We start from the raw sequence: 24973 nt of genomic DNA on the forward strand, positions 1-24973 counted from the left end.
ACGAAGAGCTACCCATCCCGCACACGCGGGGCACGGCAACACCACCCGACCCACGCGACAAAGACGCGGGCGGGCGCACCAGATTGAGCAACACCAGGGGAGGAAATGGCGGGTTGCCCCGGCCTTTCCTCAAGGCATCGAAAGATGCCGGAAGGGCTGGAGCGGTCCAAATATGAAGCTCCAGAGAGAGACGCGGAATGGTCTTTTCTTCCAACGTGTTCCTGTTCCTGTTCCTGCCGATATTCCTCGGCCTGTACTACCTGAGCGGGAACCGCTACCGCAACCTCTTGTTGCTGGTAGCCAGCTACGTCTTCTACGCATGGTGGCGTGTCGACTTCCTGGCCCTGTTCGCCGGCGTGACGCTGTTCAACTACTGGATCGGCCTGCGCATCGGCGCGGCCGGCGTGCGCACCAAGGCTGCGCAGCGCTGGCTGATCCTCGGCGTGGTGGTCGACCTGTGCGTGCTGGGCTACTTCAAGTACGCCAACTTCGGCGTGGACAGCCTCAACGAGATCATCACCTCGTTCGGCATGCAGCCCTTCGTGCTGACCCACATCCTGCTGCCTATCGGCATCAGCTTCTACACCTTCGAATCGATCAGCTACATCATCGACGTGTACCGCGGCGACACCCCGGCCACGCACAACCTGATCGACTTCGCGGCGTTCGTGGCGATCTTCCCGCACCTGATCGCAGGCCCGGTGCTGCGCTTCCGCGACCTGGTGGACCAGTTCAACCACCGCACCCATACCGTCGACAAGTTCGCCGAAGGCTGCACCCGCTTCATGCAGGGCTTCGTCAAGAAAGTCTTCATCGCCGACACCCTGGCGGCGGTGGCCGACCACTGCTTCGCCTTGCAGAACCCCACCACCGGCGACGCCTGGCTCGGCGCGCTGGCCTACACCGCGCAGCTGTACTTCGACTTCTCCGGCTACAGCGATATGGCCATCGGCCTCGGCCTGATGATGGGCTTCCGCTTCCTGGAGAACTTCAACCAGCCCTACATCAGCCAGTCGATCACCGAGTTCTGGCGGCGCTGGCACATCAGCCTGTCCAACTGGCTGCGCGACTACCTGTACATCAGCCTCGGCGGCAACCGCGGCAGCGAGCTGCAGACCTACCGCAACCTGTTCCTCACCATGCTGCTCGGCGGCCTGTGGCACGGCGCCAACTTCACCTACATCATCTGGGGCGCCTGGCACGGCACCATCCTCGCCATCGAACGCCTGCTCGGCGTGAAGGCCGCGCCGCGGGTGTTCAACCCGCTGAAGTGGGCGCTGACCTTCCTGATGGTGATCATCGGCTGGGTCATCTTCCGCGCCGAGAACCTGCACGTGGCCTGGCGCATGTACGCGGCGATGTTCAGCTTCGGCGACTGGAGCCTCTCCGAACTCAACCGCGCCAGCCTCACCGGCCTGCAGGTCGGCACCCTGGTGGTCGCCTACGTGGTGCTCGCCGTGTTCGGCCTGCGCCAGTTCTACAACGCACCGCTGGCGGAAAAGGCCAGCAAGGCCAAGGCCGTCGAACCGACGGCGGTGCTCGCCGGCAATGGCGGCACCCTCGCCGTGATGCCGGTGCTGGCCATGCGCGCCGCTCTGCTCCTGCTGTTCGCCGCCTCGGTGCTCAAGCTCTCGGCGCAGAGCTACTCGCCGTTCCTCTACTTCCAGTTCTGAGCGAGGCCGGATCATGCAACCGACTACACACCCCAAAATCAGCAAGCCCCTGCAGTACACCTATATCGCCGTGTTCGGCGGAATGCTGCTGGGCCTGGCCGGCTGGTCGCTGAAAGCCTTCCCCAGCTTCTCCGCCGCCGAGGGCACCACTGTGCTCAACGGCAAGCTGTCCCACGCCTTCGAAGGCCACTACGACGACGAATTCCCGATCAAGCGCCTGGGCACCAATCTCTGGGCCGCGCTGGACTACACCGTGTTCGAGGAAGGCCGTCCGGGCGTGGTCCTCGGCAAGGACGGCTGGCTGTTCACCGATGAAGAGTTCAAGCCCGCTCCCACCCGGCAGCAGCTGGACGACAACTGGGCCCTGGTGCGCGGCGTACAGCAGGAGCTGGAGCGCCGCGGCGTGAAGCTGGTGCTGGCGATCATCCCCGCCAAGACCCGCCTCTACCCCGAGTACCTGGGCAAGGCGCAACCGGCGGCGCTGCATGCCTCGCTCTACGAGGACTTCCTGCAACGCGCCCGCCAGGCCGGCATGGCCGCGCCGGAGCTGCTGGAAACCCTGGAGCACGCCAAGGACAACGGCCAGGTCTTCCTGCGTACCGACACCCACTGGACGCCGCTGGGTGCCGAAGCCGTGGCCCAGCGCCTGGGCGAAAGCATCCGCGCAGGCCAGGGCGCCGATCTGCCGACCCAAACCTTCGTCACCGAAGCCGGCAAGAGCACTCCGCACAAGGGCGACCTGCTCACCTTCCTGCCGCTGGACCCGCTGTTCACCAGCCTCCTGCCGCCGGAAGACCAGCTCGAGCAGCGCCAGACCCACCCGACCGAGGACGCCGCCTCCGCCGCCGCTGACAACGGCGGCGACGCCGATCTCTTCGGCGACAGCGCCCAGCCGCAGGTCGCCCTGGTCGGCACCAGCTACAGCGCCAATGCGCGCTGGAACTTCGCCGGCGCCCTCAAGCAGGCGCTCTCGGCGGATGTCATCAACTACGCCAAGGAGGGCAAGGGCCCCCTGGAACCGATGCTCGAACTCCTGCAGGACGAAGGCTTCAAGCAGAAGCCGGCGCGCCTGCTGGTCTGGGAGTTTCCCGAACGCTACCTGCCGATGCACAGCGACCTGAGCCAGTTCAACCCGGACTGGGTCGCCCAGCTGCGCGCGGCGGGCAACCGCGACGAACGCCTGGCCGCCAACCAGGCAAGCCACCCAACGGCGCACTGAGCGCCGCGACAGGGCATCACCCATGCCCCACAAAAGTGAGAAGACGGAGGTACACCCCATGAACCGACTGACCATTCGCACCCTGAAGTCGTCCGCACTGGCCCTCTGCCTGGGCGCAGCATCCTTCGGCGCCTTCGCCGGCGGTGAAGGCGCGCTCTATGGGCCGCAAGCACCCAAGGGTTCAGCCTTCGTGCGGGCCTACAACGCCGGCAGCTCCGAACTGAACGTCGCCGTCGGCAACGCCACCCTGAACGACGTCTCGCCACTGGGCTCCAGCGACTTCAAATTCCTCCCGGCGGGCAACTACACCGCCAAGGTCGGTACCCAGAGCCTGCCGGTGAAACTCGATCCGGACGCCTACTACACCCTCGTCAGCCAACCCGGCGGACAGCCGCGCCTGGTGCCCGAACCGCCGTTCAAGAACAAGCAGAAAGCCCTGGTCCGCGTACAGAACCTCAGCGGCAAGGCCCTGACCCTGAAAACCGCCGACGGCAAGACCGAAGTGGTCAGCAACGTCGCCCCGCAAAGCCACGGCGACCGCGAGATCAATCCGGTGAAAGTGAACCTCGCGCTGTTCGACGGCGCGAAGAAAGTCAGCGATCTCAAGCCCGTCACCCTCGAGCGCGGCGAAGTGGTCTGCCTCTACATCACCGGCGAGGGCGGCAAGCTCAACCCGGTCTGGGTCAAACGCCCGGTAAAGGTGGACTGATCCCATGAGCCGACGGCCGTTCCCCAGCCACTCCCACCCGGAGTGCGGACGAGACAGCGCGTCTCCCGCCGGCACCAACTGCCTGCTCTCCCTTCGGGGAAAGCCTCGGGATGACGGCGCCGCGGCGCCCCATCCCGCCCAGAACAACAAGACCGGCACCGCACCGGCAGAAAGAACAGTGCGCCGCAACGACGGCACGCACAGGAGAGGTCACCCACAAGGCACGCCATGCCGCCCGATGTGGCACGGCTGACAGAACGCATGAACGCTTTAGGAGAAACCACATGATCCCAGTAATCCTTTCCGGTGGCAGCGGCTCGCGACTCTGGCCTCTTTCCCGCAAACAGTATCCCAAGCAGTTCCTCGCCCTCACCGGGGAACACACCCTGTTCCAGCAGACCCTGGAGCGCCTGGTCTTCGAAGGCATGGAACCGCCGGTGGTGGTCAGCAACCAGGAGCACCGCTTCATCGTCCAGGAGCAGCTCGAGGCGCTGCACCTGAACACCCAGGCGATCCTGCTCGAACCCTTCGGCCGCAACACCGCGCCGGCGGTCGCCATCGCCGCCATGAAACTGCTCGCCGAAGGCCGTGACGAGCTGCTGCTGGTCCTCCCCGCCGACCATGTGATCGAAGACCAGCGCGCCTTCCAGCGTGCGCTCGCCCTGGCCACCAACGCCGCCGAGAAAGGCGAGATGGTGCTCTTCGGCGTCCCCGCCAACCGTCCGGAAACCGGCTACGGCTACATCAAGTCCGGCGACGAGCGTGGCCTGCCGGACGGCGTGATCCGCGTCGAGCGCTTCGTCGAGAAGCCCGATGAAGCCCGTGCCCAGCAGTTCGTCGAGGAAGGCGGCTACTACTGGAACAGCGGCATGTTCCTGTTCCGCGCCAGCCGCTTCCTGGAAGAGCTGAAGAAGCACGACACCGACATCTACGACACCTGCCTGCTGGCCCTGGAGCGCAGCCAGCACGACGGCGACGTCGTGAACATTGACGCCGCCACCTTCGAGTGCTGCCCGGACAACTCCATCGACTACGCCGTGATGGAAAAGACCCGCCGCGCCTGCGTGGTCCCGCTGGCCGCCGGCTGGAACGACGTCGGCAGTTGGTCGTCGATCTGGGAAGTGCACGACAAGGACGCCGACGGCAACGTCACGATGGGCGACGTGGTGGTGCACGACAGCCACAACTGCCTGGTGCACGGCAACGGCAAGCTGGTGTCGGTGGTCGGCCTCGAGGACATCGTGGTGGTCGAGACCAAGGACGCCATGATGATCGCCCACAAGGACCGCGTGCAGGACGTCAAGAAGGTGGTCAACCAGCTCGACGCCGCCGGCCGCAGCGAGACCCAGAACCACTGCCAGGTCTACCGTCCGTGGGGCTCCTACGACTCGGTGGACATGGGCGGCCGTTTCCAGGTCAAGCACATCACCGTCAAGCCGGGCGCGCGCCTGTCGCTGCAGATGCACCACCACCGCGCGGAGCACTGGATCGTGGTATCCGGCACCGCCCAGGTGACCTGTGACGACAACACCTTCCTGCTCACCGAGAACCAGTCCACCTACATCCCGATCGCCTCGGTCCACCGCCTGGCCAACCCGGGCAAGATCCCGCTGGAGATCATCGAAGTGCAGTCGGGCAGCTACCTGGGAGAGGACGACATCGAGCGTCTGGAAGACGTCTACGGACGTACCTCGGACAACGTGGAGCCGCTGCGCGCCGCCGTTCGCTGAGTCTGGCGCTTCCCTCATCGGCGCCAACGCCCCCGCCCCCTGTGGTGCGGGGGCTTTTTTATGAGGGCCCCCTCACGCCGGTGCCAGCCTCGCTCGTAGCGGACTCATCCGCGATGCCCTTAACGCGCAGCGTTATGCGCCAAGGGCTGTACACCAACTGTTTTTGATAGGACCGGGGGGACGCCCAGTCCTTGCTCGCGAACAGAACCCGGCCACATCGGTGTTGGGCGGTTCGCGAGCAAGCTCGCTCCTACAGGTGTTCGTCCTGCGACGTGAGTACGGCGGTTGGCCTTCGCGGACAAGGTCCGCCTGTATGGCGTCAGGGTAGGAACCTGTCGGGGATGGAGGGACAAGACCCGCATCTGCATCAACCCACCCCGCCCCGCCCCCTGCTAAGGTAATCATCGAATCCCCCGCGGAGCGCTCCATGCTGTACGGCATCCTGCTGATCGTCACCTGGGTCATCCTCCTGATCCGCTATCCCTCCCGCGCCCTCCCCATTTCCGGCGCCGGCCTGGCCGGGCTGGCGGCGGTGATCACCCTCGCCATCTGGCAGGACAGCAACGACAGCCGCCAACTGCAGCACCTGGAACTGCGCATCGCCTACCAGCCCGAGCATTGCCCGCCCGACCGCCCTCTCGCCGTCAGCCTGAAGAACGGCGCCTCGCGCCCGCTGCTGGAGCTGCGCTGGAAGGTCGCCGCCTACCGCCCCGGCGACACCACCGACCTGGCCGAAAACCTCTACGAAGCCCCGCGCTACCGTGGCCCCGGCGCCCTGCTCGCCGGCGACGCCTGGAGCGACTGCCTGCCCCTGCCTCCGCTGCGCCCCGGCTACCGCGCCAGCACCCTGGAGTTTCGCGCCGAACGGGTGAACGGCCGCTTCGGCAACTGATTCACCTGCCCGGCACAATCCGGTACGGTAGTCCCGCCCACAGCCCAAGGACTGCCAGACCATGCCCCAGCCCGTCGCGCTCATCACCGGATGTTCCAGCGGCATCGGCCGCGCCCTCGCCGATGCCTTCCAGAATGCCGGTTACCAGGTCTGGGCCAGCGCCCGCCGCGACGAGGACGTCGCCGCCCTGGACCAGGCCGGCTTCCGGGGCGTGCTGCTGGACGTCAACGACGAACCCGCCATCGAGCGCCTCGCCGAGCAACTGCAGCGCGAAGCCGGCGGCCTGGACGTGCTGATCAACAACGCCGGCTACGGCGCTATGGGACCACTGCTGGACGGCGGCAGCCAGGCGATCCGCAAACAGTTCGAGACCAACGTATTCGCCGTGGTCGGCGTGACCCGCGCGCTGTTCCCGGCGTTGCGCGCACGGCGCGGGCTGGTGGTGAACGTCGGCAGCGTGTCCGGCGTGCTGGTCACCCCCTTCGCCGGCGCCTACTGCGCGTCGAAGGCGGCGGTGCATGCGCTGAACGACGCGCTGCGCCTGGAGCTGGCGCCCTTCGGCATCGGAGTGCTGGAAGTGCAGCCCGGCGCCATCGCCTCCCGTTTTGCCGCCAACGCCAGCCGCGAGATGGCAGCGGTGGTCAGCGAAGATTCCGCCTGGTGGCCGCTGCGCCGCTTCATCCAGGCGCGTGCCGCTGCCTCCCAGGACAAACCCACCCCGGCCAGCGACTTCGCCCGCGAGCTGCTGGCCGCCGTACAGCGCTCGCCGCGCCCGCGCCTGGTGCGCATCGGCCACGGCAGCCGAGCCCTGCCCCTGCTTGCCCGCTGGCTGCCCACCGGGATGCTGGACAAGGTGCTGAAGAAGCGCTTCGGCCTCGATGGACAACTCTGATGACATACCAGGTCCGCTACCTCGCCCTGGCCGGCATCCTCGCCGCCTTCATCCTCAACGTGGTGGCGCGCGGCTTGCTGCGGGTCGGGGGAGTGCCGGCGACCCTGCTGGTGGCGGCGCTGATCGCCGCGCTCATGGCCTTCTGGTTCGCCCGGCGGCACAAGCGCCTGGCCGAAACCGGCGAGCGCTGGCGGCTCACCGCGCTCTATGGCGGCGGCCTGGCCGTGCTCTACCTGGTCCTGGTCGGGCTGGCGGCCTGGAAGAACACACCGAGCCCCGCCGCGTTGCTGCTCTATGGCCTCAACTACCTGTGCTACCCGCTCAGCGTCTGGTGGTTCTTCCGACCGGGCGTGCTGGCGCGCTTCCTGCCGCACGACGCCCGCTGAGCCGCTTCACATTTTCTTCACGCTCATTTCATTCAGGCACCACTCGACGCGGCCTATGGTTGCGCGACCTTTCGAGGAGTGCCCATGCCCTTCCCCAGCATCCTGCGCGCCACCGCTGGCGTCGTCGCCCTGATCGCCAGCCTGTCCAGCCTCTCCGCCCTCGCCGCCGGCGAGACGCAGGCCGACTGGGCCAAGCCGGTGGACAAGTCGTTCAACCTCTACCAGATGTCGCCGACCCTCTACCGCAGCGCCCTGCCCGACGGCCAGGACCTGCCGGTGCTGGCACAACTGAAGGTGAAGACCGTGGTCAGCTTCATCAAGGAAGACGACAAGGCCTGGATCGGCAACCAGCCGATCACTGCCGTGAGCTTCCCGAGCCATGCCGATCGCGTCGACGACGCCGACGTGCTGAAAGTCCTGCGCATCCTCCAGCAGGCCGAATTGCAGGGGCCGGTGCTGATGCACTGCAAGCACGGGCGCGATCGCACCGGCCTGTTCGCGGCCATGTACCGCACCGTGGTCGAAGGCTGGAGCAAGGAAGACGCGCTGAAGGAAATGGTCCAGGGCGGCTTCGGCGCCGAAGATGACATGCAGGACGCCATCGCCTACGTGCAGAAGGCCGACGTGGGCAGGCTGCGCCAGGCCCTGGCCAGCGGCGACTGCAGCACCACCGCGTTCTCCAGCTGCCACCTCAGGGAATGGCTGGTGAGCACCTTCAGCGAAACGCGTGCGCCACACCCCGGCCACTGATCCCCGCCGATCACGCCAGATGCCTGCGAGTGCGGTAGGTTAGGAAAATCTCCCACCCGCTCGACAGGCTCGCCATGACCTCCCCCCGCTTGCGCGACGTCACCCACACCCGCTGCATCGACCATGCCGGGCTGTCCCCGGAGAAGACCCATGCGCTGCTCGATGGCTATCCGGTTCGCCCGCACTTTGCCGCGCCGGGGCTGGTCTGAGTTCAGGACAACCGCCCGAGCCCGACCACCGATGAACGAGCTGATCGACCTGCTGCAATGGCCCGCCATGCTGGTCACCGTCCTCGCCGCCTGGCTGGTCGGCTCCCGCGAGCGCAAGCGCCGCGAGATCGGCTTCTGGGTATTCCTCGCCAGCAACGCGCTGTGGATCGCCTGGGGTATTCCAGCCCAGGCCTATGCGCTGGTGTTGCTGCAGTTGTGCCTGGCGGCGATGAACATTCGCGGCAGTTACAAGAACCGCCGGAGTAAAGCCTCCCGGGGATGACCGGCTTTTTTGTAGGAGCGAGCTTGCTCGCGAACCGATTCCGCTGCGGTGCCTGTTCGCGAGCAAGCTCGCTCCTACGAAGAGCCAAAGCCTCTCCCGCAGAGCGGGACGCGCAGCCGGGGTTGGGATGAGGGCAAGTGGCGGAGATTCCCGCTGCATTGCCGCAAACGAAAACGGGAGCCGAAGCTCCCGTTTCCACTCACCCGATCGGATCACTGCGCCGTCGCAGCCGCCCCGTCGGAGCGCTCCGCGTTACGGCTCTGCGGATTGACGATCACGGTCGCGGTAATCCCCGCCGCCAGCAGCACGCCATCCGGCACTTCGTCGATATGGATGCGCACCGGCACGCGCTGGGCCAGGCGCACCCAGTTGAAGGTCGGGTTGACGTCGGCCACCAGCTCGCGGCTTTCCGGGTTGTCGCGGTCGTAGATGGCGCGGGCGATGCTTTCGACGTGGCCCTTCAGGCGCTCGCCGCTCATCAGTTGCAGCTCGGCCGGGTCGCCGACGCGGATGTGCGGCAGCTTGGTCTCTTCGAAGTAGCCGTAGATCCAGTAGGAGTTCTCGTCGACCACGGCCATTTTCGCCTCGCCGACGCGGGCGTAGTCGCCACGGTGCACGTTGAGGTTGGTCACGTAGCCGTCCACCGAGGCGCGCACCTGAGTGCGCTCCAGGTTCAGCCTGGCGGCATCCAGCGTGGCCAGGGCCTGCTGGTAGTCGGCCTCGGAAGCGGCGGCGGTGTTGCTGGCGTCATCCAGGCTCTCGCGGGAGACCACTTCCTCGTCCATCGCGCGGCGGCGCTTGGCGTTGAGCTGGCGCATCTGCAGGGTGGCCTTGCGCGAGGCGACCAGGGCTTCGGCCTGCTTCACGGCGATGCGGTAATGGTCCGGGTCGATCTGCATCAGCAGGTCGCCTTTCTTCACCTGCTGGTTATCGCGCACCGGCACGTCCACCACCACGCCGGAAACGTCGGCGGCGACGTTGATGATGTCGGCGCGCACCCGGCCGTCGCGGGTCCAGGGCGTATCCATGTAGTTCACCCAGAGGGCGCGGCCGATCAACGCGGCGACCGCCAGGATGATCAGGGTCGCCAGCAGGCTGATGATGGATTTGAGAGTCATCGATGCACGCTCGTTATCTGTAGATGGTCAAGGACAGCCCGCCGAACAGGCAGGCGAACAGGCACACGCGGAACAGCGCCGGGTGCCAGGTGTAGCGGTACAGGCCGATGGAGGCGAAGATCCGGTCGATACCCCAGCAGATCACCGCGGCGACGATGAACATCAGGGTCAGGGTCGGCATGTAGACCCCGTGGAACGCGATCTCGCGGGGCAGGTCAGGCAACATGGATGGCTTTTCCTGAAGGCATTGGGGCATCGCGCAGCGGCGACTGCGGGTCGAGCAGGCTGCTGCGGATGAAGTGCAGGTAGCTGAGCACACGGCGCAGCGGCGAGCTCTCGAAGTCCGGGGCGCGCGGCTCGTCGGTGTTCTTCACGCAGTCGATGGCCTGCTCCACGGCGGCCAGGGCGCGCTCACGATTGGCCTCGCCAGGCTGCACGAACAGGCGGATCAGCGCACGGCCCAGGGCGCGGATGGCCTGGCGCCAGGGCATCGATTCGGCGTAGCAGGGCTCATCGGGCAACGCCTCCTGCTCCACGCGCAACTCGATGATCGCGTGGCCGATCTCCAGCACCACGAAGGTCCAGCGCAACAGGCGACGCTGCATCCGCGGGCTGCGCGCGGCCAAGCCATAGGCCTGGTTGAGCAGGTCGCGGGTGCCGCTCTCGAAGGACGAGACGAGGCCGTCGAGCTTGCCGCTGATGGCTTCCACCACGCGCAGGCGCAGGTCCTTCTCCAGGCGGCGCCACAGCCAGGCGCTGGTGGGCGGCATGATCACCGCGACGACCAGCGCGGCCAGGCTCTGCGAGAGCACCAGGGCAATGTACTCGTTGAGCATGCGGCCCGGATCGTAGACCGTGAGGTTCGCCGGGATCGCGCCGAAGCTGAAGAACACCAGCAGGCCCAGGCCGTAGCCGGCGTACTTGGGCTTGGTCGAGAGGAACGCGCCCGCCGCGAACACCGGTGCCAGGGCGAAGGCCAGCAGGGCGAAGCCGTCCAGGTGCGGGAACACGAAGAAGGTTTCGGAAAAACCCAGGATCGCCGCGAAGAAAGTACCCACGGCCATCTGCATGGCCATCTTCGCCGGGTCCGGCGCTGCCGAGACCAGCGCGGCGACGGCGGCGGCGTTGAGCACGAAGGTGCTGCCGCTGGGCCAGGCGGTCTCGATCCAGAACAGGCCGAACACCAGCACCATCAGCGCGGTGCGCCCGCCGGCCACCAGCGAGGCGACCAGGTTGGCCTTGGGCGAGAAGCCGTGCTTCCAGTTCTCCCGCTCGTGCTTGTGGGCGGCCAGGGAGGCGTGGGTCAGGGCGTAGTTGTAGAGGTCGTCGGCCAGGCGGTAGAGCAGCTCGCCGGCGGTGTTGTAGTCCAGCAGCGCGGACGCTTCGTCCTGTTCGGCCAGCAGTTGCGCACGGCCGGAGCGGATGCGCTGCATCATCCGCGAGCGGTGGCTTTCCAGTTGCGCGGCGAGGTGCTCGGCGTCACGGTCGGTCACCGACTGGCCACGCCACGGCGCGAGCACCTGGGCCAGTTCGTCCAGGCACGGCTGCAGGGCGCGCAGCACCGCCTCGGCTTCCTGCACGCGCAGGCGCGAGAGCAGTTGGTGCAGCGCGTTGTAGCGGGTGGTGAGGACCATGAACTCGTTGTTCAGGCGCGACAGGCGACCGGAACGCAGGCGCATGTGCGGGTCTTCGAAACGGGTGGCGCTGCGCAGCGCTTCCAGGCCCACGGCCTCGGCGGCGAAGGCCACGTTGGCGGCTTCGAACCTGGGCCGTTCGCCGCCGCCGAGATTGTCCAGGACGAAGCCGGCGAAGGCACCGAAACGCTGGTACAGCGCGCTGCGCATGGCGGTGCTGGAGGTCTGCGGGAACAGCGTGGCGCTGACCACCGTGGAACAGAGAATGCCGAGGCTGATTTCCAGCACCCGCCAGATGGCCGACATGAAGGCCGCTTCCGGATGCAGGGTGGCGGGCAGGCCGATCAGCGTGGCGGTGTAGCCGGCGAGCACGCAGGCGTAGGAGCGGAAGTCGCGGTAGCGCGCGGCGCCGACGGTGCACAGGCCGATCCACAGCGCCGAGACGAGCAGGAACAGCACCCGCTCCTGGGCGAAGATGGCGATCAGCGCGACCATCACGGAGAGGCCGATCAGGCTGCCGATGATCCGGTAGAAACTCTTGGCGAACACCTGGCCGCTCTGCGGCTGCATGACGATGAACACAGTGATGGTCGCCGTGCTCGGCTGCGGCAGTTCCAGGCGCATCGCCAGCCACAGGGTCAGCAACGCGGCGAGCAGCACCTTGGCGATGTAGATCCAGCTGACGCCGTCGCTGCGCCCCCACTCCAGCAGCGCGCGACGCAGGGCGTCGAGCGGCGCTGCCGGGCGGGCGGACGAGGTGTAGTTGTCGCCCGCCATCTCAGCGCTCGCTGACCGCGCGGACGTCGACGGTTTCCGGGACCATCTTCGAATCCTTCGGTCCTTCCTGAACGTCCATCAGGCCGCCGCCCAGGGCGACCACCAGGCCGGCATGGATAGCCAGGCGCGCGGCGCGCACCCGCTGCTCCACCAGTTGTTGCTGGAACAGGCGGCTCTGCGCGTTGAGCACGTTGAGGTAATCGGTCAGGCCGCCACGGTAGGCCTTGGTGGCAATGTCGTAGGTACGCTGGGCGGAGGCCACGGACTTCTCGGCGAAGCCCTGCTGCAGCTCCATCGAGTGCATGCGGATCAACTGGTCGGAGATGCCCTTGAGGGCGTTGACCAGGGTCTGGTTGTACTGCGCCACGGCGGCGTCGTAACCGGCCGACTCCTGGCCGAGCTGCGAGCGCCGGCGGCCGCCGTCGAAGATCGGCAGGGAGATGGCCGGGCCGACGCCGTAGGTGAATTTCTCGGCGTTGAGGAACTCCAGCACACCGCCGCCCACCGCGCTGTAGCCGATACTGGCGACCAGGTCGACGTTGGGGTAGAACTCGGCGCGGGCGACGTCCACGCCCTTGGCTTGCGCGGCGACCTTCCAGCGGCTGGCGACCACGTCCGGGCGGTGGCCCAGCAGTTCCATCGGCAGCTTGCTGGGCAGGCCTGGCCCTTCGGCGAGCTTCAGGCTCGGACGCTGGATCGAAGCGCCCGCTCCGGGCCCCTTGCCGGCCAGGGCGGCGATCTGGTTGCGGGTCAGCTGGATGGCCTCATCCACCGACTCGATCTTGCGCTCGGTTTCCGGCAGCGGGGTTTCCGCCTGGCTGACTTCGAAATGGGTGCCGATGCCGCCGGCCAGGCGGCGCTGGGCCAGGGCCAGGATGCCTTCCTGCTGCTTGAGCATGGCCTTGCCGATGTCCAGTTCGGCGTACTGCAGCGACAGCTGGATATAGGCGCGGACGATGTTGCTCTCCAGCTCCAGCTGGGCCATGCGCGCTTCGGCGGCGGTCATCTTGGCGATGTCCAGGTAGCGCTCGGTGTTGCTGCGCTCGCGGCCCCAGAGGTCCAGCGAGTAGCTGAAACCCAGGGCGGCATTGTTGTTGAAGGTGGTGGTGTCGGCCAGGTCGCCCGGACCGTAGAAGTAGTCGGTCGGCCAGCGGTGGCGGGTCAGCGAGGCATCGGCGCTGACCTGCGGCGACTCGGCGGACTCGGCGATGCCGGCCATCGACAGGGCCATGCGCACCCGTGCCTCGGCCTGCGCCAGGGTCGGGCTGCCCTCCTGCGCGGTCTTCACCCAGGCATTCAACTGCGGGTCGCCATAGGCCCGCCACCATTGCTCCGCCGGCCAGCCGGCTTCCCGGTTGGCGTGTGCGATGGCGGCGTCGGTAGCCAGCTCGGCGTCACCCAGGCGTTGTTCCTGCGGGGCGATGCCTTGGGTACTGATACATCCGGCGATTGTTGAAAAAATGACAAAGGAGCCGACGAACGTCAGTCCTTTCACGAGGTGACGCGACACGGTGAGGATCCTGGAAAATGATCGGGCAATCAGCGAAGGGTAGCTGCCAAAGCCAATGGCAGCGATTGAATTTTAGGGATGCGGAAGGGAACGGATAAGCCGGCTGAAATGCGATTGTTTGTTACCGATAATGAAACAATATGTGTCTTCATCCGTGTGACAATACACCGCTACTACTGACGAGGCCCCAATGGACACACTGCAGACCATGCGTGCGTTTGCCTGCGTCGCGGAAACCGGCAGCTTCACCGCCGCCGCGCAGCAGTTGAACACCACCACCGCCTACGTTTCGCGCGCCGTGGCCAATCTCGAATCGCACCTCCAGACCCGCCTGCTCAACCGCACCACCCGGCGCATCGCCCTGACCGAGGCCGGCCAGCGCTACCTGCTGCGCTGCGAGCAGATCCTCGCCTATGTCGAGGAGGCCGAGGCCGAGGCCAGCGACGCTCACGCCCGTCCCGCCGGCCGCCTGCGTGTGCATTCGATGACCGGGATCGGCCAGCACTACGTGATCCGCGCCATCGCCCACTACCGCCAGTTGCACCCGGAAGTGACCTTCGAGCTGACGATGGCCAACCGCGTGCCCGACCTGCTCGACGAAGGCTTCGACGTGGCCATCGTGGTCGCCTCCGAACTGCCGGACTCGGGCCTGGTGTCCCAGCGTATCGGCGAGACCCACAGCATTCTCTGCGCCTCGCCCGAGTACCTGACCCGGCGCGGCGCGCCGAAGACGCCCTCGGACCTGATCGACCACGACTGCCTGCGCCTGCTCAGCCCCGTGTTGCCGCTGGACAAGTGGCTGTTCGACGGCCCGAACGGCCAGGAAATGGTCACCCTCGGCCATTCCCCCTTCCAGGTGAACGTCGGCGATGCCATGACCGAAGCCATCACCTACGGCATGGGCATCGGCGCCCTGCCCGTCTACTCGGCCATCGACGGCCTGCGCGACGGTTCGCTGGTGCGCGTATTGCCGCACTACAAGCTGCAACAATTGAACGTCTACGCGCTGTACCCGTCGCGGCAGTACCTGGACGCGAAGATCAAGACCTGGGTCGCCTACCTGCGCGAAAACCTGCCCGGCGTACTCCTGGCCGATGGCGCCGGCCTCGCCAACGTCGCCTCCTGAGCGCCGTTTCCCCGCGTTTGCGGGCAAGTTCGCTCGATGTAACTCCTGACCCCGGTGTGAGTGAACTTGCCCGCAACTCCCAATCTCCCGCGCCTTAATTTTCCGCCCCGTGTAGGAGCGAGCTTGCTCGCGAACCGCATTGCACCGAGGTCGCCGAGAAATCCTTTCGCGAGCAAGCTCGCTCCTACAAGAGCAACCCAGCCGTTCGATAACCGCCCGACGTGCAAGTCGGCCTTGCCCCGCCCCGTCCCCGCAGTGATAGGGTTAGCCCCTTCATTGATCCCCAGCCGTCCGAGCGCCATGAAAAAGAACGTCTTCGTCTTCAGCCGCCTTGCCCCGGAACACCTCGACCGCCTGCGCAGCCAGTTCAATGTCAGCGTGCTCGACCCCAGGCTGGGCGACGTCGACGCGCAACTGGCCGCCGCCCTGCCGACCACCCACGGCATGATCGGCGTGGGCCGCCCGCTGGGCGAGAAGCAACTGGCCCAGGCCGGCCAGCTGGAGGTGATCTCCAGCGTCTCGGTGGGCTACGACAACTACGACCTTGCCTACCTGAACCAGCGCGGCATCCCGCTGACCAACACTCCCGACGTGCTCACCGAAACCACCGCGGACCTGGGCTTTGCGCTGATCATGGCCACCGCCCGACGCACCGCCGAGCTGGACGCCTGGACCAAGGCCGGGCAATGGAAACGCACCGTGGATACCCCGCAGTTCGGCGTCGACGTGTACGGCAAGAAGCTCGGCATCCTCGGCCTTGGCCGCATCGGCGCCGCCATCGCCCGACGCGGCCGCTTCGGCTTCGACATGGACGTGCTCTACCACGGCAACAGCCGCAAGCCGGAACTGGAGCAGGCACTGGGCGCGCGCTTCTGCGGGTTCGACGAACTGCTGGGCGAAGCGGATTTCCTCTGCGTGGTGGTGCCGCTGTCGGAGCAGACCCGCAAGCTGATCGGCAAGCGCGAGCTGGAGCTGATGAAGCCCAGCGCCATCCTGGTGAACATTGCCCGTGGCCAGGTGATCGACGAAGCCGCGCTGGTGGAAGCGCTGCAGGAAAAACGCATCCTCGCCGCCGGCCTGGACGTCTACGAGAAGGAGCCGCTGGCCGAATCGCCGCTGTTCGCCCTGCCCAACGCCGTGACCCTGCCGCACATCGGCTCCGCCACCTTCGACACCCGCCGCGCGATGGCCGAGTGTGCGCTGGACAACTTCGAGACCGCGCTGCGCGGCGAGCGGCCGAAGAACCTGGTCAACCCGCAGGCCTGGAAAGGCTGATCAATAGCCGCCTCTCCGGGAAAATGCGTACCTGGGCTCCCCCTGGCTGCGCGCCAGGCAGATCGCCGAGCCGCAGCGTACTTCACTTGCAGCCCTTTCAGAGCACAGGATCTTCAGCCCGGCGCCGTCTGAAGCCCGGACGATGGCTACCCCTATGCAGCAAAAAGAGGCCGCAATCGAGCAGGCATCAGCTGGAGTAGTTCAGAACCAGCGCTCGTTCCTCGCGAACTATCGGCTGTCCCCTTCTGACTACGGCCACAAGCGCGGCACCCACACCGAGCGCCAAGCCAAGGAACAGGCCGAGAGCCATGATCAGCATCTTGCGAGGCCGCACCGGCGCCGAAGGCTCGGTAGCGGACTGATCGAGCTGAACCAACTGCAATTGCGAGAAATCGACACTCAGGTGCTCCAATCTAGCCCTCTGCTCGGTGAGCGCGGCAAGATTCGCAAGAAACAGCTCGTCGTTCGCGCGCCCCCGCAGCACCTCGACCTCCCGGTTATGGGAGAGCAGCGCCAGCTGTTTCTGGATCTCGGAAACCCGGGGTTCGGAAAAGTCATCCGATTGCCGGGCAATCAGGGCAGATCGCTCAGCCTCCAAGGCTTCCACCCCCATGAAATAGAGCGGTATCTGCTGATTGGTGACCTCGGTCCGGAAGATGCTTCCCTGTATTTCCCGATTGTTGTCGCCCAGGGCAGAAGGCGTGGTCGGCTTGGAAATATGCAGTCGCTCGGCAATCTGAATCGCCTCATTGAGCTGCTTGATGCGATTTTGCCGCCGAACCTGCAACTGCTGGCGAAGCGCTTTGAGTTCGTCCGTAAGCTGAATTGTCCGGAGACTATCGGCTTCCAGAAGGGCCGCTATCTTGGCTTCCTTACTGGTGTCATAGGCTGCTCGCTGGACCGCGATCTGCCTCTCGACGCGTGTCAGGCGATTGGCCAGGAGAACGTTGAAATCATCCTGGATTCGTTGACGCTCCCGCTGCACCGCAGCCTCTATCAACCCGTTGACGATCGCAACGCCGTCGACTCCAGCCGGGAAGAGAAAGCGCAATCCCACAAAGGGTGAACTGGCCGGCACCTTCTTCAGGTCCGGGCGCAGCACGGTAAATCCGTCCCTGTTCAGTCGCTCGAGCATCTGCTCAAGCGGCTCGTCACCAACCCGCAGTGCAGCCGCCAACTCCGGATTATCACGGAAGAACTGCAAACGAACGCTGTAGGACTCCAGCGCCACACCCACCTGACTCAATGCCTTGGCGGGGCTAAGCTCCATGAGCTTGGTTTCATTGAGCCCATCGAGGTCCTTGAGCGCTATGGGTCGAAGCACGCTTTCCACCTGATATACAGGCGTCGCCAGCGTGGCGTACAGCGCGGAACAAGCGACGATGAAAAACGTGACCCCCAGGATCAGGAACTTGTATGCCCAAAGGGAACCACACAGGGCGATAAGATCGATTTCGTCACTTCTGCGGGTTGGGGGAAGAGGGGCATTCATTGCGTAAGCGTCCTTGCATAATCAGTTGCGTCAATACGACCAACCGAGCCAACGGAACTTTTCCAGAGGCAAAAGGTCGCCGGGCGACATGATAGCGATATGACACTCAAGAGCAATATCACATCTTGTCGCAGGCAAAATCGAGAGAGCGATATCTGCAAGAAGCCAGGTACAGCCGGGCGCGACCTATCCGGACGGTCGGATCGACAGAACGTAATCAGGGCATTCGATTGATAGCGGAGAGGACGGGGAAACTCGCCCTCGCCTCATCACTGGCGGGCAGCCCCAGGCTGGGTGGCACTGGCCTGCCGAGGCGTCGCCTCGGTGAAAGGCGGCCGATGGTTTGCGTACCGGCGTCTGCTCCACAACTGCAAACAGGTTCGAGGCGCCCGGAGCCGTCGGCGGTTCGCGAGCCGGAGCCGGGTGCCCTCCGGTCCTACACCGCCATCACACCCGCATCGGCTGCAGAACGGGTTTGGGCTTGCGGAACACCAGCACGTTGCCCGCCATCACCAGCCCCAGTCCGGCCAGCGCCGGCAGCGTCCACTGGTAGCCCTCGACGAACGCCGAGACATTCAGCGCCACCACCGGGAACAGCACGGTGCAATAGGCGGCGCGCTCCGGTCCCATGCGCCCGACCAGGGTCAGGTAGGCGGTGAAGCCGATCACCGAACCGGGGATTGCCAGGTACAGCAGCGAACCAACGTACTGCGGGCTGCCATCGAAAGTCAGCGGCACGCCTTGCACCACGCAGATCCCCAGCAGGATCAGCGAACCGTAGAGCATGCCCCAGGCGTTGGTGCTGAGCGGGCGCAGGCCGGCCTTCTGCTGCAGGCTGGAAAGCAGGTTGCCGGCGGAGAAACACAGGGTGCCGGCCAGGGCCAGGCCCAATCCGTAGTATGTCTCACGCCCGGCGCCGTGGCTGGACAGCTCCGGCCAGAACAGCAGCACCAGCCCGGCCAGCCCCAGGGCACCCCCGCCCAGCACGTTGGGGGCGATGCGCTGGTTGAAGAAGAGCCGCGCATTGAGCGCGTTCCACAGGGTCGCGGTGGAGAACACCACGGCGATCAGCCCGCTGGGGATCCACTGGCTGGCGGTGTAGAAGCACAGGAAGTTCACGCAGAACAGACACCCCCCCTGGGCCAGGCAGATCGCCTGGCCGCGCCGTCCCAGCGGCTGCAAGCGGCGTGACGCCAGCAGCAGGACGAACAGCACCAGCGCCGCCAGGCTGAAGCGGTAGGCGATGGACAGCGGAATGGCGACCACGCCGACCTGCAGCTTGATGGCGATCCAGGTGGTGCCCCAGATGAGCACGGTGAGCAGGTAGAGCGACAGGTTCATGGCGGCCTCCGGATGATAGATGAACAGTCTCCCGCCCTCCTCCGGCGCCGGCTTGCAGATTCTTGCGCTTATTGCGACAACCGGGCTGGCAACGCGCGCTCGCGCGAGTAGAGTGAGGCGCAACAGAGGAACGCCCATGCCCGCCATTCAACAGCTCGAAGTCTTCCAGTCGATGAACGCATCGCCAAACGCCCGCCTGGAGCGTTGCGCGGAGCTGGGCGACGGGCTATCGGCGGCCATCTGGAGCAACAGTCACGACGCTCGCGACTACCACGCGCCCAGCCATCACACCCTGTCCTGCTACCTGAACGACGGCACCGGCACCTTCCGCCGCGGTGCCCCCGGCACCAAGGGCGCGCCGGACAAGCTGTGCGTGATGCCCGCCGGCGCCGAGTCGGCGTGGATCGTCAACGGCGACATCCGCCTGGCGCACCTGTACATCGGCCAGGAGCAGTTCGCCCTGGGCTGTATTCGCCTGCTCGACCGCGAGCCGCGCGAGCTGCAACTGCATGAACGCACCTTCCTCGACGACCCGCAGCAGGCCGCGCGCTTCCGCCAGTTGGTGAAGCTGGACTGGCACGAGCCGGGCGAACGCATCCGCACCAGCACGCTGGCCCATGACCTGATCGATCATCTGCTGCTGAATCAGGTTGGCCTGCGTGAAGGGCTGCGTTTGAAGGGCGGGCTGGCGCCGGCGATGCGCCGGCGGGTGGCCGACTATATCGAGCAGCGCCTGGACCAGCCGCTGTCGCTGGGCGAGCTGGCGATGCAGACGGCACTGTCGGAATACCATTTCGCGCGGATGTTCCGCGAGAGTTTCGGCATGCCGCCGCACCAGTACGTGCTGGCCCGCCGCGTGGCCCTGGCGCAACGCCTGCTGCGCGATACCCGCCAGCCGCTCGCCCAGGTGGCCCTGGCGTGCGGGTTCTCCAGCGCCAGCCATTTTGCCAATCGGTTCCGCTCGGTGGTGGGCGGAACGCCGGGGGAATTTCGGTTGGCGTTCGAGCGTTAAGGGCTGGAACGCGATCCGCCGGCAAGGCCGGCGTCAATCAAGGCTCGCGAGCATGCTCGCCCCTACAATCCCGGGCGTCAGCCCAGCACCGCCACCACGCCCCCGATCAGCGGCATGGCAGCAGCCGTCGGCAATGCCCAGCGCGGCCGCCAGGCCAGCAGCAGGACGAGCGCGGCGCCCGCGATCATCAGCAGGCACGCCCAGTAGACGATGCCCAATTCCGCCCCCATCCGGCGAATCGCATAAGCCAGCGCCAACGTCCCATCCAGTAGCGCGACGCCCCGTGACAGGCGCACGCGGAAAGCCGACGGCGCGCTGCCGAACAGCTCGCGATGATGGCGCGCCAGCGAAAGGCAGGCGGCGGCCAGCGCCAGCAGGTTGAGACCGAACACCAGCAGCATCAGGCGTACTCCTCGGTACGGGCGCGACGCACGCGCGCCGGCTCGGCGCCTTCGCGCCCCACTCGCCAGGCCAGGAACCCACAGCCCACGCCGATCACCAGCAGGCCGAGGTCGACGCCGGCCATCAGCCAGTCGCCTTCGGCGATCCGTGCCGTCAGCCGACCGGGCTCGGGACCGGACAGGCCGAGCAGCGATAGCAGCAGCGCCAAGGCGGCCAGCGCGCCGAGCTGCTCACGGGCCATGCCACGACCACCGCGACGCCACAGGGCATGGGCCAGCGCCAGCAGCCAGGCCACCACGAATGCCGTCGCCTCCCAGCGCCCGCGTCCGACCATCCCGGCGGGCAGCAGGCGTGACGCCGCCAGCAGCCCCAGCGAGGCCAGCGGCAGCCCGCCGCACACCGCGCCATTGAGCACCCGCACCCACGCCACGCCCCGATGCCCCCGCGTCTCGCGCTTGCTCACCCAGACCTGCAGGCCACCGAAGACCATCGCGCAGCCCAACAGGCCGAGGGCGAAATACATCACCCGCAGCAGATCGTTGCCGAACTGCGCCATGTGCAGGCCGGTCAGCCACGCATAGGTCTGGTAGCCCGGCTTGTAGGGCTTCTGCACATGCAGCAGCGCCCCGCTGCCGGCGTCGAACGACACGGTGCGCTGGTCATTCACCATGCCACGGTCGATGGCCCGGCGTACCTGTACCATCGCCGCCGCATCGTTGGGGTTCTCGATGCTGATCCAGCCCACCTGACTGTCGTCGCCCCAGGCCTCGCGCGCCTTCACGAGCATGCGGTCGATGGACTTCGGAGGCTTGGCCGGCTTGCCCAGCGCCTCGCGGTCGAAGGCGCCCTGGACGTCATGGAAGAAGTGTTCCGCATCGTCCTGGTAGGCGGCCTTGATTCCCGCGGTCATGTAGAAGGTGATGAAAATCGCCAGCCCCGTGTAGGCCATCATCAGGTGGAACGGCAGGCCGAGCACGCCCAGTACGTTATGCGCGTCGAGCCAGGCGCGCTGCCTGGCCGCGCTGGGCCGCAGGGTGAAGAAGTCCTTGAAGATGCGCCGGTGCACGATCACTCCACTGACCAGCGCCACCAGCATGAACAGGCCCGCGACGCCGACCACATAGAGGCCGAGCATCCCGCCATGCAGTTCGTAATGCAGTTCGAGGAAGAAGTTGCCACCCACGGTTTCCGGCAGCACCTCGCCTTGCCGGGCGTCCACCCGGAAGGACTGGAACGCGCTGAAATCCGCCGGCTCCCAACCCGCGGTCCAGTACGGCATACGCTCGGTGGGCGGGAGCATCCAGTAGCCGTGGGCGTCGGGCGCGCGCTCGACGAGCAGGTCGCGCACCTGGTCGGTGCCGACGCTCACCCGCTCCAGCGGGAGCAACTGCGGCGTCATCCAGCGGGTGAGCTCCTTGTCGAACACCGACAGGGTGCCGGAGAACAGCACCACGAACAGAATCCAGCTGATCAGCAGCCCGCTCCAGGTGTGCAGGCCGGACATGGATTGGCGCAGGCTCATGGACGCACCCCGTAACCGCCGGGGAGGAAGGCCGCCAGCCCCAGCAGCAGGCTCAGCGCCAGCGGCACCCAGGTTGCGCGCCAGGCGCTGCGAGCGGCGAAGACGTAGAGGATCGTGGCGACCCAGACGAAGAAGCTGGCCAGGCTGGCAAAGGACACGCGGTCGGGACGCTCCATCGGCAGGTAGACGCTGAGGAAGGCGGTGGCGGCATAGGCCAGGGCGTAGCCACCGACCGCGGCGCTCAGGATACGTGCGGTGACGGCGCCGGCCTGGGCGCCGGTCATGCGTCGGGCGCGCGGGGAAGCAGACATGCGGGTGGATCCTGCGAAGCCCTCCGGGAAGTCCCCGGAGGATGATTGAAAAGCGGAATTATATGATATTGCTTCTCAATTAAAAGAAATCCGTCGTCGTCATTGTCAGCAGTCGTGTCCGCCAACCGCAACACGGCACAGGTGTCGCTGACGTCCAGCGCGCGGAGCAGGCCGCGGATCAGCGGGACTGCACAGAACCGTACGACGAAGAAAAACCTGCGGGCCGACCTGGACGTTATTTCCGTCAGTGCCCGCGCGCCACGTCCATCGCCCGCTCCAGTCCCTCGAAAACCCGTGGCGACAGGCACTGGGCGACGTTGAAACGCAGGAAGCCGGTCGCGCTCTGGCTGAGGCTGAAGACGTTGCCCGGCGCCAGCACCAGGTTGTCCGCCAGCGCCGCGCGGGACACCTCGGCGGCGTCCAGCCCGGCCGGCAGGCAGGCCCAGATGAAGATACCGCCGCGCGGCTCCAGCCAGGGCTGGATGTCCAGCGCGCGCAGGCGTTGCAGCGTCTCGCCCATCGCGTCGGCCAGGCGCGCGCGCAGGCTGTCCAGGTGGCGACGGTAGCTGCCCTTGCGCAGCAGTTCATAGAGCATTTCCGCGCTGAACGGACTGTTGCCGAAACTGGTGGCCAGCTTCAGGTCCACCAGGCGCTCGCACCATTGCGGCTGGGTGGCGATGTAGCCGCAGCGCACCGAGGCGGACAGCGTCTTGGAGAAGCTGCCGACCTGGATCACCCGTTCCAGCCCGTCGAAGGCCGACAGGCGCGGCGCGCTCTCATGCTCGAAGTCGCCGAAGATGTCGTCCTCGACGATCAGCAGGTCATGGGCCTCGGCCAGCTTCAGCAAGCGATGGGCGATCAGCGGCGAGAGCACCGCGCCGGTCGGGTTGTGGAAGGCCGAGTTGGTGATGTACAGGCGCGGCCGATGCTGTTCCAGCAGGCTCGCCATGACGGCGATGTCCGGCCCGGTCGGCGTGTAGGGTACGGCCACCACCTGCACGCGGTGCGCGCGCAGCAGGGCCTGGAAGTTGAAGTAGCCGGGGTCGTCCACCAGCACGCAGTCGCCCGGCTCCAGCAGGAAACGGCAGATCAGGTCGATGGCCTGGGTGCCGTTGTCGGTGAGCACCACCTGCTGCGGACCGACCGGCACCCCATAGTCGGCCAACCGCCGCGCCAGTTGTTCGCGCAGGCCGGCGTGGCCGTAGGGGCGGCCGTACTCCAGCAGGCTCGACTGCGGCGCCCGGGCGATCTGCCGCAGCGCGCGGCGCAGCTCGTCCTCCGGCAGCCAGGACGGCGGCAGCCAGCCGCAGCCGGGCTTGAGCGAGGTGTCGGCGGCCTCCAGGGACTGCCGGGATATCCACAGCGGATCGATGCTACGGTCCAGCGCCGGGCCGATTTCCGCCAGCGACAGCGGCGGCGCGTGACCGCTGACATAGAAGCCGGAACCGCGCCGGGCGGCGATCACGCCATCGGCGGCGAGGCGGTCGTAGGCTTCCACCACGGTGGTCTTGGACACGTCCAGTTGCGCGGCCAGCTGGCGGATCGACGGCAGCCGCTCGCCCGGCACCAGCGCCCGCGCGGCCAGGCGCTCACGCACATGCCGCATCACCGAATCGACCCGCGTGCCCTTTGGCCTGCCCATGCCGCCCCTCGCCTGCCCCTGGATAACTTGTACCGGGATAATTTGTACCGGGATAATTCACAGACAGTTTGCGCAAATTGTACCCATCTGTCACTGGCCGCCCGGCGGGCCCGAGCGCATCCTCGAAGCTCGCTTTCCTGCTGGATGACCCACCATGAACGACACTCTCGCCATGAACCGCAATCTCGGTGGCTGGCTCAGCGGCTTCCTCGGCGTCCTCATCTTCAGCGGCTCGCTGCCGGCGACACGGGTGGCGGTGGCCGACTTCGACCCGACCTTCCTCACCCTCGCCCGCGCCAGCATCGCCGGCCTGCTGGCGGCGGCGATCCTGATCGTGCTGCGGCAGAAGTTGCCCGCGCGCCGGGACCTGGTTCCGCTGCTGGTGGTCGCCGGCGGCGTGGTGGTGGGCTTCCCGCTGCTCACCGCGCTGGCGCTCAAGCACGTCAATTCGGCCCACGCCATTGTCTTCGTCGGCCTGCTGCCGCTGGCCACCGCGCTGTTCGGCGTGATGCGCGCCGGGGAACAACCGCGCCCGGCGTTCTGGATCTGTTCGCTGCTGGGCAGCGCCGTGGTCGCGGGCTTCGCCCTGTCGCAGAGCGGCGCGGGAAATTTCACCGGCGACCTGCTGATGCTCGCGGCCATCCTGGTCTGCGGCCTGGGCTATGCCGAAGGTGGACGCATCGCCCGCCACCTGGGCAGTTGGCAGGTGATCTGCTGGGTGCTGGTGCTGTCCCTGCCGCTGATGCTGCCGCTGGCCTGGTACACCCAGCCCGAGACGTTCAGCGGCGCCAGTTGGCCGGCCTGGCTGAGCCTGGGCTACGTGTCGCTGTTCAGCATGCTGATCGGCTTCTTCTTCTGGTATCACGGCCTGGCCACCGGCGGCATCGCCGCGGTCGGCCAGTTGCAATTGCTGCAGCCGTTCTTCGGCCTGGCGCTGGCCGGCCTGCTGCTGCACGAGCAGGTCAGCCCGCTGATGGCCGGGGCCACCGTCGCCGTGGTGCTGTGCGTCGCCGGAGCCAAACGCTTCGCCCGCTGACCGCTGGTTTCCTTAGAGCCCGTTCACGACCA

At 66.7% G+C, this 24973-nt stretch carries 24 protein-coding genes; 14 read left to right on the top strand and 10 right to left on the bottom strand.

Annotation, left to right across the window (positions count from 1 at the left end):
* Positions 1 to 197: 197 nt before the first annotated feature.
* The 10 genes from ACYCAX_RS04335 (at position 198) to ACYCAX_RS04380 (ending at position 8743) form a co-directional block, all read left to right on the top strand.
* Positions 198 to 1673 (top strand): MBOAT family O-acyltransferase, encoded by a 1476-nt coding sequence (locus ACYCAX_RS04335; protein ID WP_460247478.1) that lies wholly within the window; start codon positions 198 to 200, stop codon positions 1671 to 1673.
* A 13-nt stretch (positions 1674 to 1686) separates the two neighbouring features.
* Positions 1687 to 2892, top strand: a complete 1206-nt coding sequence (locus ACYCAX_RS04340) for an alginate O-acetyltransferase (protein WP_294972663.1) — start codon at positions 1687 to 1689, stop codon at positions 2890 to 2892.
* 58 nt (positions 2893 to 2950) lie between these two features.
* Positions 2951 to 3601 carry an alginate O-acetyltransferase AlgF gene (algF, locus tag ACYCAX_RS04345; RefSeq protein WP_015478614.1) on the top strand — a complete coding sequence of 217 codons (651 nt, stop codon included), beginning with the start codon at positions 2951 to 2953 and terminating at the stop codon, positions 3599 to 3601.
* A gap of 284 nt (positions 3602 to 3885) precedes the next feature.
* Complete coding sequence (locus ACYCAX_RS04350; RefSeq protein ID WP_015478615.1) at positions 3886 to 5331, top strand: mannose-1-phosphate guanylyltransferase/mannose-6-phosphate isomerase; 1446 nt, start codon at positions 3886 to 3888, stop codon at positions 5329 to 5331.
* A 427-nt stretch (positions 5332 to 5758) separates the two neighbouring features.
* The gene (locus ACYCAX_RS04355; protein WP_294972660.1) at positions 5759 to 6223 is read left to right on the top strand and encodes a multidrug transporter; all 465 of its coding nucleotides are present in this window, start codon (positions 5759 to 5761) and stop codon (positions 6221 to 6223) included.
* Between the two features lie 61 nt (positions 6224 to 6284).
* A complete protein-coding gene (locus ACYCAX_RS04360) occupies positions 6285 to 7115 on the top strand; it encodes an SDR family oxidoreductase (RefSeq protein WP_015478617.1) in 831 nt (276 codons plus the stop codon).
* Positions 7115 to 7501 (top strand): hypothetical protein, encoded by a 387-nt coding sequence (locus tag ACYCAX_RS04365; RefSeq protein ID WP_015478618.1) that lies wholly within the window; start codon positions 7115 to 7117, stop codon positions 7499 to 7501. Before ACYCAX_RS04360 ends, ACYCAX_RS04365 begins: the two co-directional genes overlap by 1 nt.
* Positions 7502 to 7585: 84 nt before the next feature.
* Positions 7586 to 8251: a tyrosine-protein phosphatase gene (locus tag ACYCAX_RS04370; RefSeq protein ID WP_460247479.1), complete on the top strand. Its 666-nt coding sequence runs from the start codon at positions 7586 to 7588 to the stop codon at positions 8249 to 8251.
* 74 nt (positions 8252 to 8325) lie between these two features.
* Entirely contained in the window at positions 8326 to 8460 is a 135-nt protein-coding gene (locus tag ACYCAX_RS04375; RefSeq protein ID WP_269078250.1) for a hypothetical protein, read from the top strand.
* Between the two features lie 31 nt (positions 8461 to 8491).
* Positions 8492 to 8743 (top strand): hypothetical protein, encoded by a 252-nt coding sequence (locus tag ACYCAX_RS04380; RefSeq protein WP_015478620.1) that lies wholly within the window; start codon positions 8492 to 8494, stop codon positions 8741 to 8743.
* A gap of 212 nt (positions 8744 to 8955) precedes the next feature.
* Here the strand turns inward: ACYCAX_RS04380 and ACYCAX_RS04385 are convergent, their stop codons facing one another.
* The 4 genes from ACYCAX_RS04385 to ACYCAX_RS04400 are packed head-to-tail and all read right to left on the bottom strand — an operon-like array spanning position 8956 to position 13782.
* Positions 8956 to 9861, bottom strand: a complete 906-nt coding sequence (locus tag ACYCAX_RS04385; RefSeq protein ID WP_015478621.1) for an efflux RND transporter periplasmic adaptor subunit — start codon at positions 9859 to 9861, stop codon at positions 8956 to 8958.
* Between the two features lie 13 nt (positions 9862 to 9874).
* A complete protein-coding gene (locus tag ACYCAX_RS04390) occupies positions 9875 to 10075 on the bottom strand; it encodes a DUF1656 domain-containing protein (RefSeq protein WP_041712708.1) in 201 nt (66 codons plus the stop codon).
* A gap of 1 nt (position 10076) precedes the next feature.
* Positions 10077 to 12272 (bottom strand): FUSC family protein, encoded by a 2196-nt coding sequence (locus ACYCAX_RS04395; RefSeq protein WP_015478623.1) that lies wholly within the window; start codon positions 12270 to 12272, stop codon positions 10077 to 10079.
* A gap of 1 nt (position 12273) precedes the next feature.
* Positions 12274 to 13782 (bottom strand): efflux transporter outer membrane subunit, encoded by a 1509-nt coding sequence (locus tag ACYCAX_RS04400; protein ID WP_460247480.1) that lies wholly within the window; start codon positions 13780 to 13782, stop codon positions 12274 to 12276.
* Positions 13783 to 13972: 190 nt separating this feature from the next.
* On the opposite strand from ACYCAX_RS04400, the gene ACYCAX_RS04405 reads away from it, so the two are divergent.
* Together ACYCAX_RS04405 and ACYCAX_RS04410 are read left to right on the top strand one after the other, a co-directional pair.
* The gene (locus tag ACYCAX_RS04405; protein ID WP_015478625.1) at positions 13973 to 14908 is read left to right on the top strand and encodes a LysR family transcriptional regulator; all 936 of its coding nucleotides are present in this window, start codon (positions 13973 to 13975) and stop codon (positions 14906 to 14908) included.
* Between the two features lie 300 nt (positions 14909 to 15208).
* Positions 15209 to 16183, top strand: coding sequence for a 2-hydroxyacid dehydrogenase (locus ACYCAX_RS04410; RefSeq protein WP_294972649.1), 975 nt, complete (start codon positions 15209 to 15211; stop codon positions 16181 to 16183).
* Positions 16184 to 16370: 187 nt separating this feature from the next.
* On the opposite strand, the gene ACYCAX_RS04415 is transcribed toward ACYCAX_RS04410, so the two are convergent.
* Both ACYCAX_RS04415 and ACYCAX_RS04420 read right to left on the bottom strand, forming a co-directional pair.
* Complete coding sequence (locus ACYCAX_RS04415; RefSeq protein ID WP_294972647.1) at positions 16371 to 17675, bottom strand: Wzz/FepE/Etk N-terminal domain-containing protein; 1305 nt, start codon at positions 17673 to 17675, stop codon at positions 16371 to 16373.
* A gap of 447 nt (positions 17676 to 18122) precedes the next feature.
* A complete protein-coding gene (locus ACYCAX_RS04420; RefSeq protein ID WP_294972645.1) occupies positions 18123 to 19016 on the bottom strand; it encodes a DMT family transporter in 894 nt (297 codons plus the stop codon).
* A gap of 136 nt (positions 19017 to 19152) precedes the next feature.
* Between ACYCAX_RS04420 and ACYCAX_RS04425 the strand changes: the two genes are divergently transcribed.
* Positions 19153 to 20028: an AraC family transcriptional regulator gene (locus tag ACYCAX_RS04425; protein ID WP_015478629.1), complete on the top strand. Its 876-nt coding sequence runs from the start codon at positions 19153 to 19155 to the stop codon at positions 20026 to 20028.
* 77 nt (positions 20029 to 20105) lie between these two features.
* Here the strand turns inward: ACYCAX_RS04425 and ACYCAX_RS04430 are convergent, their stop codons facing one another.
* From ACYCAX_RS04430 to ACYCAX_RS04445, 4 genes are all read right to left on the bottom strand, one after another.
* Positions 20106 to 20429 carry a DUF3325 domain-containing protein gene (locus ACYCAX_RS04430; RefSeq protein WP_015478630.1) on the bottom strand — a complete coding sequence of 108 codons (324 nt, stop codon included), beginning with the start codon at positions 20427 to 20429 and terminating at the stop codon, positions 20106 to 20108.
* Positions 20429 to 21952: a PepSY-associated TM helix domain-containing protein gene (locus ACYCAX_RS04435; RefSeq protein WP_294972641.1), complete on the bottom strand. Its 1524-nt coding sequence runs from the start codon at positions 21950 to 21952 to the stop codon at positions 20429 to 20431. The genes ACYCAX_RS04430 and ACYCAX_RS04435 overlap by 1 nt, the downstream gene beginning before the upstream one ends.
* Complete coding sequence (locus ACYCAX_RS04440; protein WP_460247481.1) at positions 21949 to 22263, bottom strand: DUF3649 domain-containing protein; 315 nt, start codon at positions 22261 to 22263, stop codon at positions 21949 to 21951. The genes ACYCAX_RS04435 and ACYCAX_RS04440 overlap by 4 nt, the downstream gene beginning before the upstream one ends.
* A 244-nt stretch (positions 22264 to 22507) precedes the next feature.
* Complete coding sequence (locus ACYCAX_RS04445; protein ID WP_460247482.1) at positions 22508 to 23905, bottom strand: aminotransferase-like domain-containing protein; 1398 nt, start codon at positions 23903 to 23905, stop codon at positions 22508 to 22510.
* A gap of 172 nt (positions 23906 to 24077) precedes the next feature.
* On the opposite strand from ACYCAX_RS04445, the gene ACYCAX_RS04450 reads away from it, so the two are divergent.
* A complete protein-coding gene (locus tag ACYCAX_RS04450) occupies positions 24078 to 24941 on the top strand; it encodes a DMT family transporter (protein WP_015478634.1) in 864 nt (287 codons plus the stop codon).
* Positions 24942 to 24973: the final 32 nt, after the last annotated feature.

The organism is Pseudomonas sp. MT3 (assembly GCF_054720805.1).

Coding starts and splice junctions, on each gene's coding strand:
- ACYCAX_RS04415 (WP_294972647.1), bottom strand. CDS start 17,675: ATGAATGCCCCTCTTCCCCCAACCCGCAGAAGTGACGAAATCGATCTT.
- ACYCAX_RS04380 (WP_015478620.1), top strand. CDS start 8,492: ATGAACGAGCTGATCGACCTGCTGCAATGGCCCGCCATGCTGGTCACC.
- ACYCAX_RS04445 (WP_460247482.1), bottom strand. CDS start 23,905: ATGGGCAGGCCAAAGGGCACGCGGGTCGATTCGGTGATGCGGCATGTG.
- ACYCAX_RS04425 (WP_015478629.1), top strand. CDS start 19,153: ATGCCCGCCATTCAACAGCTCGAAGTCTTCCAGTCGATGAACGCATCG.
- ACYCAX_RS04440 (WP_460247481.1), bottom strand. CDS start 22,263: ATGTCTGCTTCCCCGCGCGCCCGACGCATGACCGGCGCCCAGGCCGGC.
- ACYCAX_RS04340 (WP_294972663.1), top strand. CDS start 1,687: ATGCAACCGACTACACACCCCAAAATCAGCAAGCCCCTGCAGTACACC.
- ACYCAX_RS04375 (WP_269078250.1), top strand. CDS start 8,326: ATGACCTCCCCCCGCTTGCGCGACGTCACCCACACCCGCTGCATCGAC.
- ACYCAX_RS04365 (WP_015478618.1), top strand. CDS start 7,115: ATGACATACCAGGTCCGCTACCTCGCCCTGGCCGGCATCCTCGCCGCC.
- ACYCAX_RS04385 (WP_015478621.1), bottom strand. CDS start 9,861: ATGACTCTCAAATCCATCATCAGCCTGCTGGCGACCCTGATCATCCTG.
- ACYCAX_RS04370 (WP_460247479.1), top strand. CDS start 7,586: ATGCCCTTCCCCAGCATCCTGCGCGCCACCGCTGGCGTCGTCGCCCTG.
- ACYCAX_RS04420 (WP_294972645.1), bottom strand. CDS start 19,016: ATGAACCTGTCGCTCTACCTGCTCACCGTGCTCATCTGGGGCACCACC.
- ACYCAX_RS04350 (WP_015478615.1), top strand. CDS start 3,886: ATGATCCCAGTAATCCTTTCCGGTGGCAGCGGCTCGCGACTCTGGCCT.
- ACYCAX_RS04430 (WP_015478630.1), bottom strand. CDS start 20,429: ATGCTGCTGGTGTTCGGTCTCAACCTGCTGGCGCTGGCCGCCGCCTGC.
- ACYCAX_RS04435 (WP_294972641.1), bottom strand. CDS start 21,952: ATGAGCCTGCGCCAATCCATGTCCGGCCTGCACACCTGGAGCGGGCTG.
- ACYCAX_RS04360 (WP_015478617.1), top strand. CDS start 6,285: ATGCCCCAGCCCGTCGCGCTCATCACCGGATGTTCCAGCGGCATCGGC.
- algF (WP_015478614.1), top strand. CDS start 2,951: ATGAACCGACTGACCATTCGCACCCTGAAGTCGTCCGCACTGGCCCTC.
- ACYCAX_RS04410 (WP_294972649.1), top strand. CDS start 15,209: ATGAAAAAGAACGTCTTCGTCTTCAGCCGCCTTGCCCCGGAACACCTC.
- ACYCAX_RS04405 (WP_015478625.1), top strand. CDS start 13,973: ATGGACACACTGCAGACCATGCGTGCGTTTGCCTGCGTCGCGGAAACC.
- ACYCAX_RS04450 (WP_015478634.1), top strand. CDS start 24,078: ATGAACCGCAATCTCGGTGGCTGGCTCAGCGGCTTCCTCGGCGTCCTC.
- ACYCAX_RS04395 (WP_015478623.1), bottom strand. CDS start 12,272: ATGGCGGGCGACAACTACACCTCGTCCGCCCGCCCGGCAGCGCCGCTC.
- ACYCAX_RS04335 (WP_460247478.1), top strand. CDS start 198: ATGGTCTTTTCTTCCAACGTGTTCCTGTTCCTGTTCCTGCCGATATTC.
- ACYCAX_RS04355 (WP_294972660.1), top strand. CDS start 5,759: ATGCTGTACGGCATCCTGCTGATCGTCACCTGGGTCATCCTCCTGATC.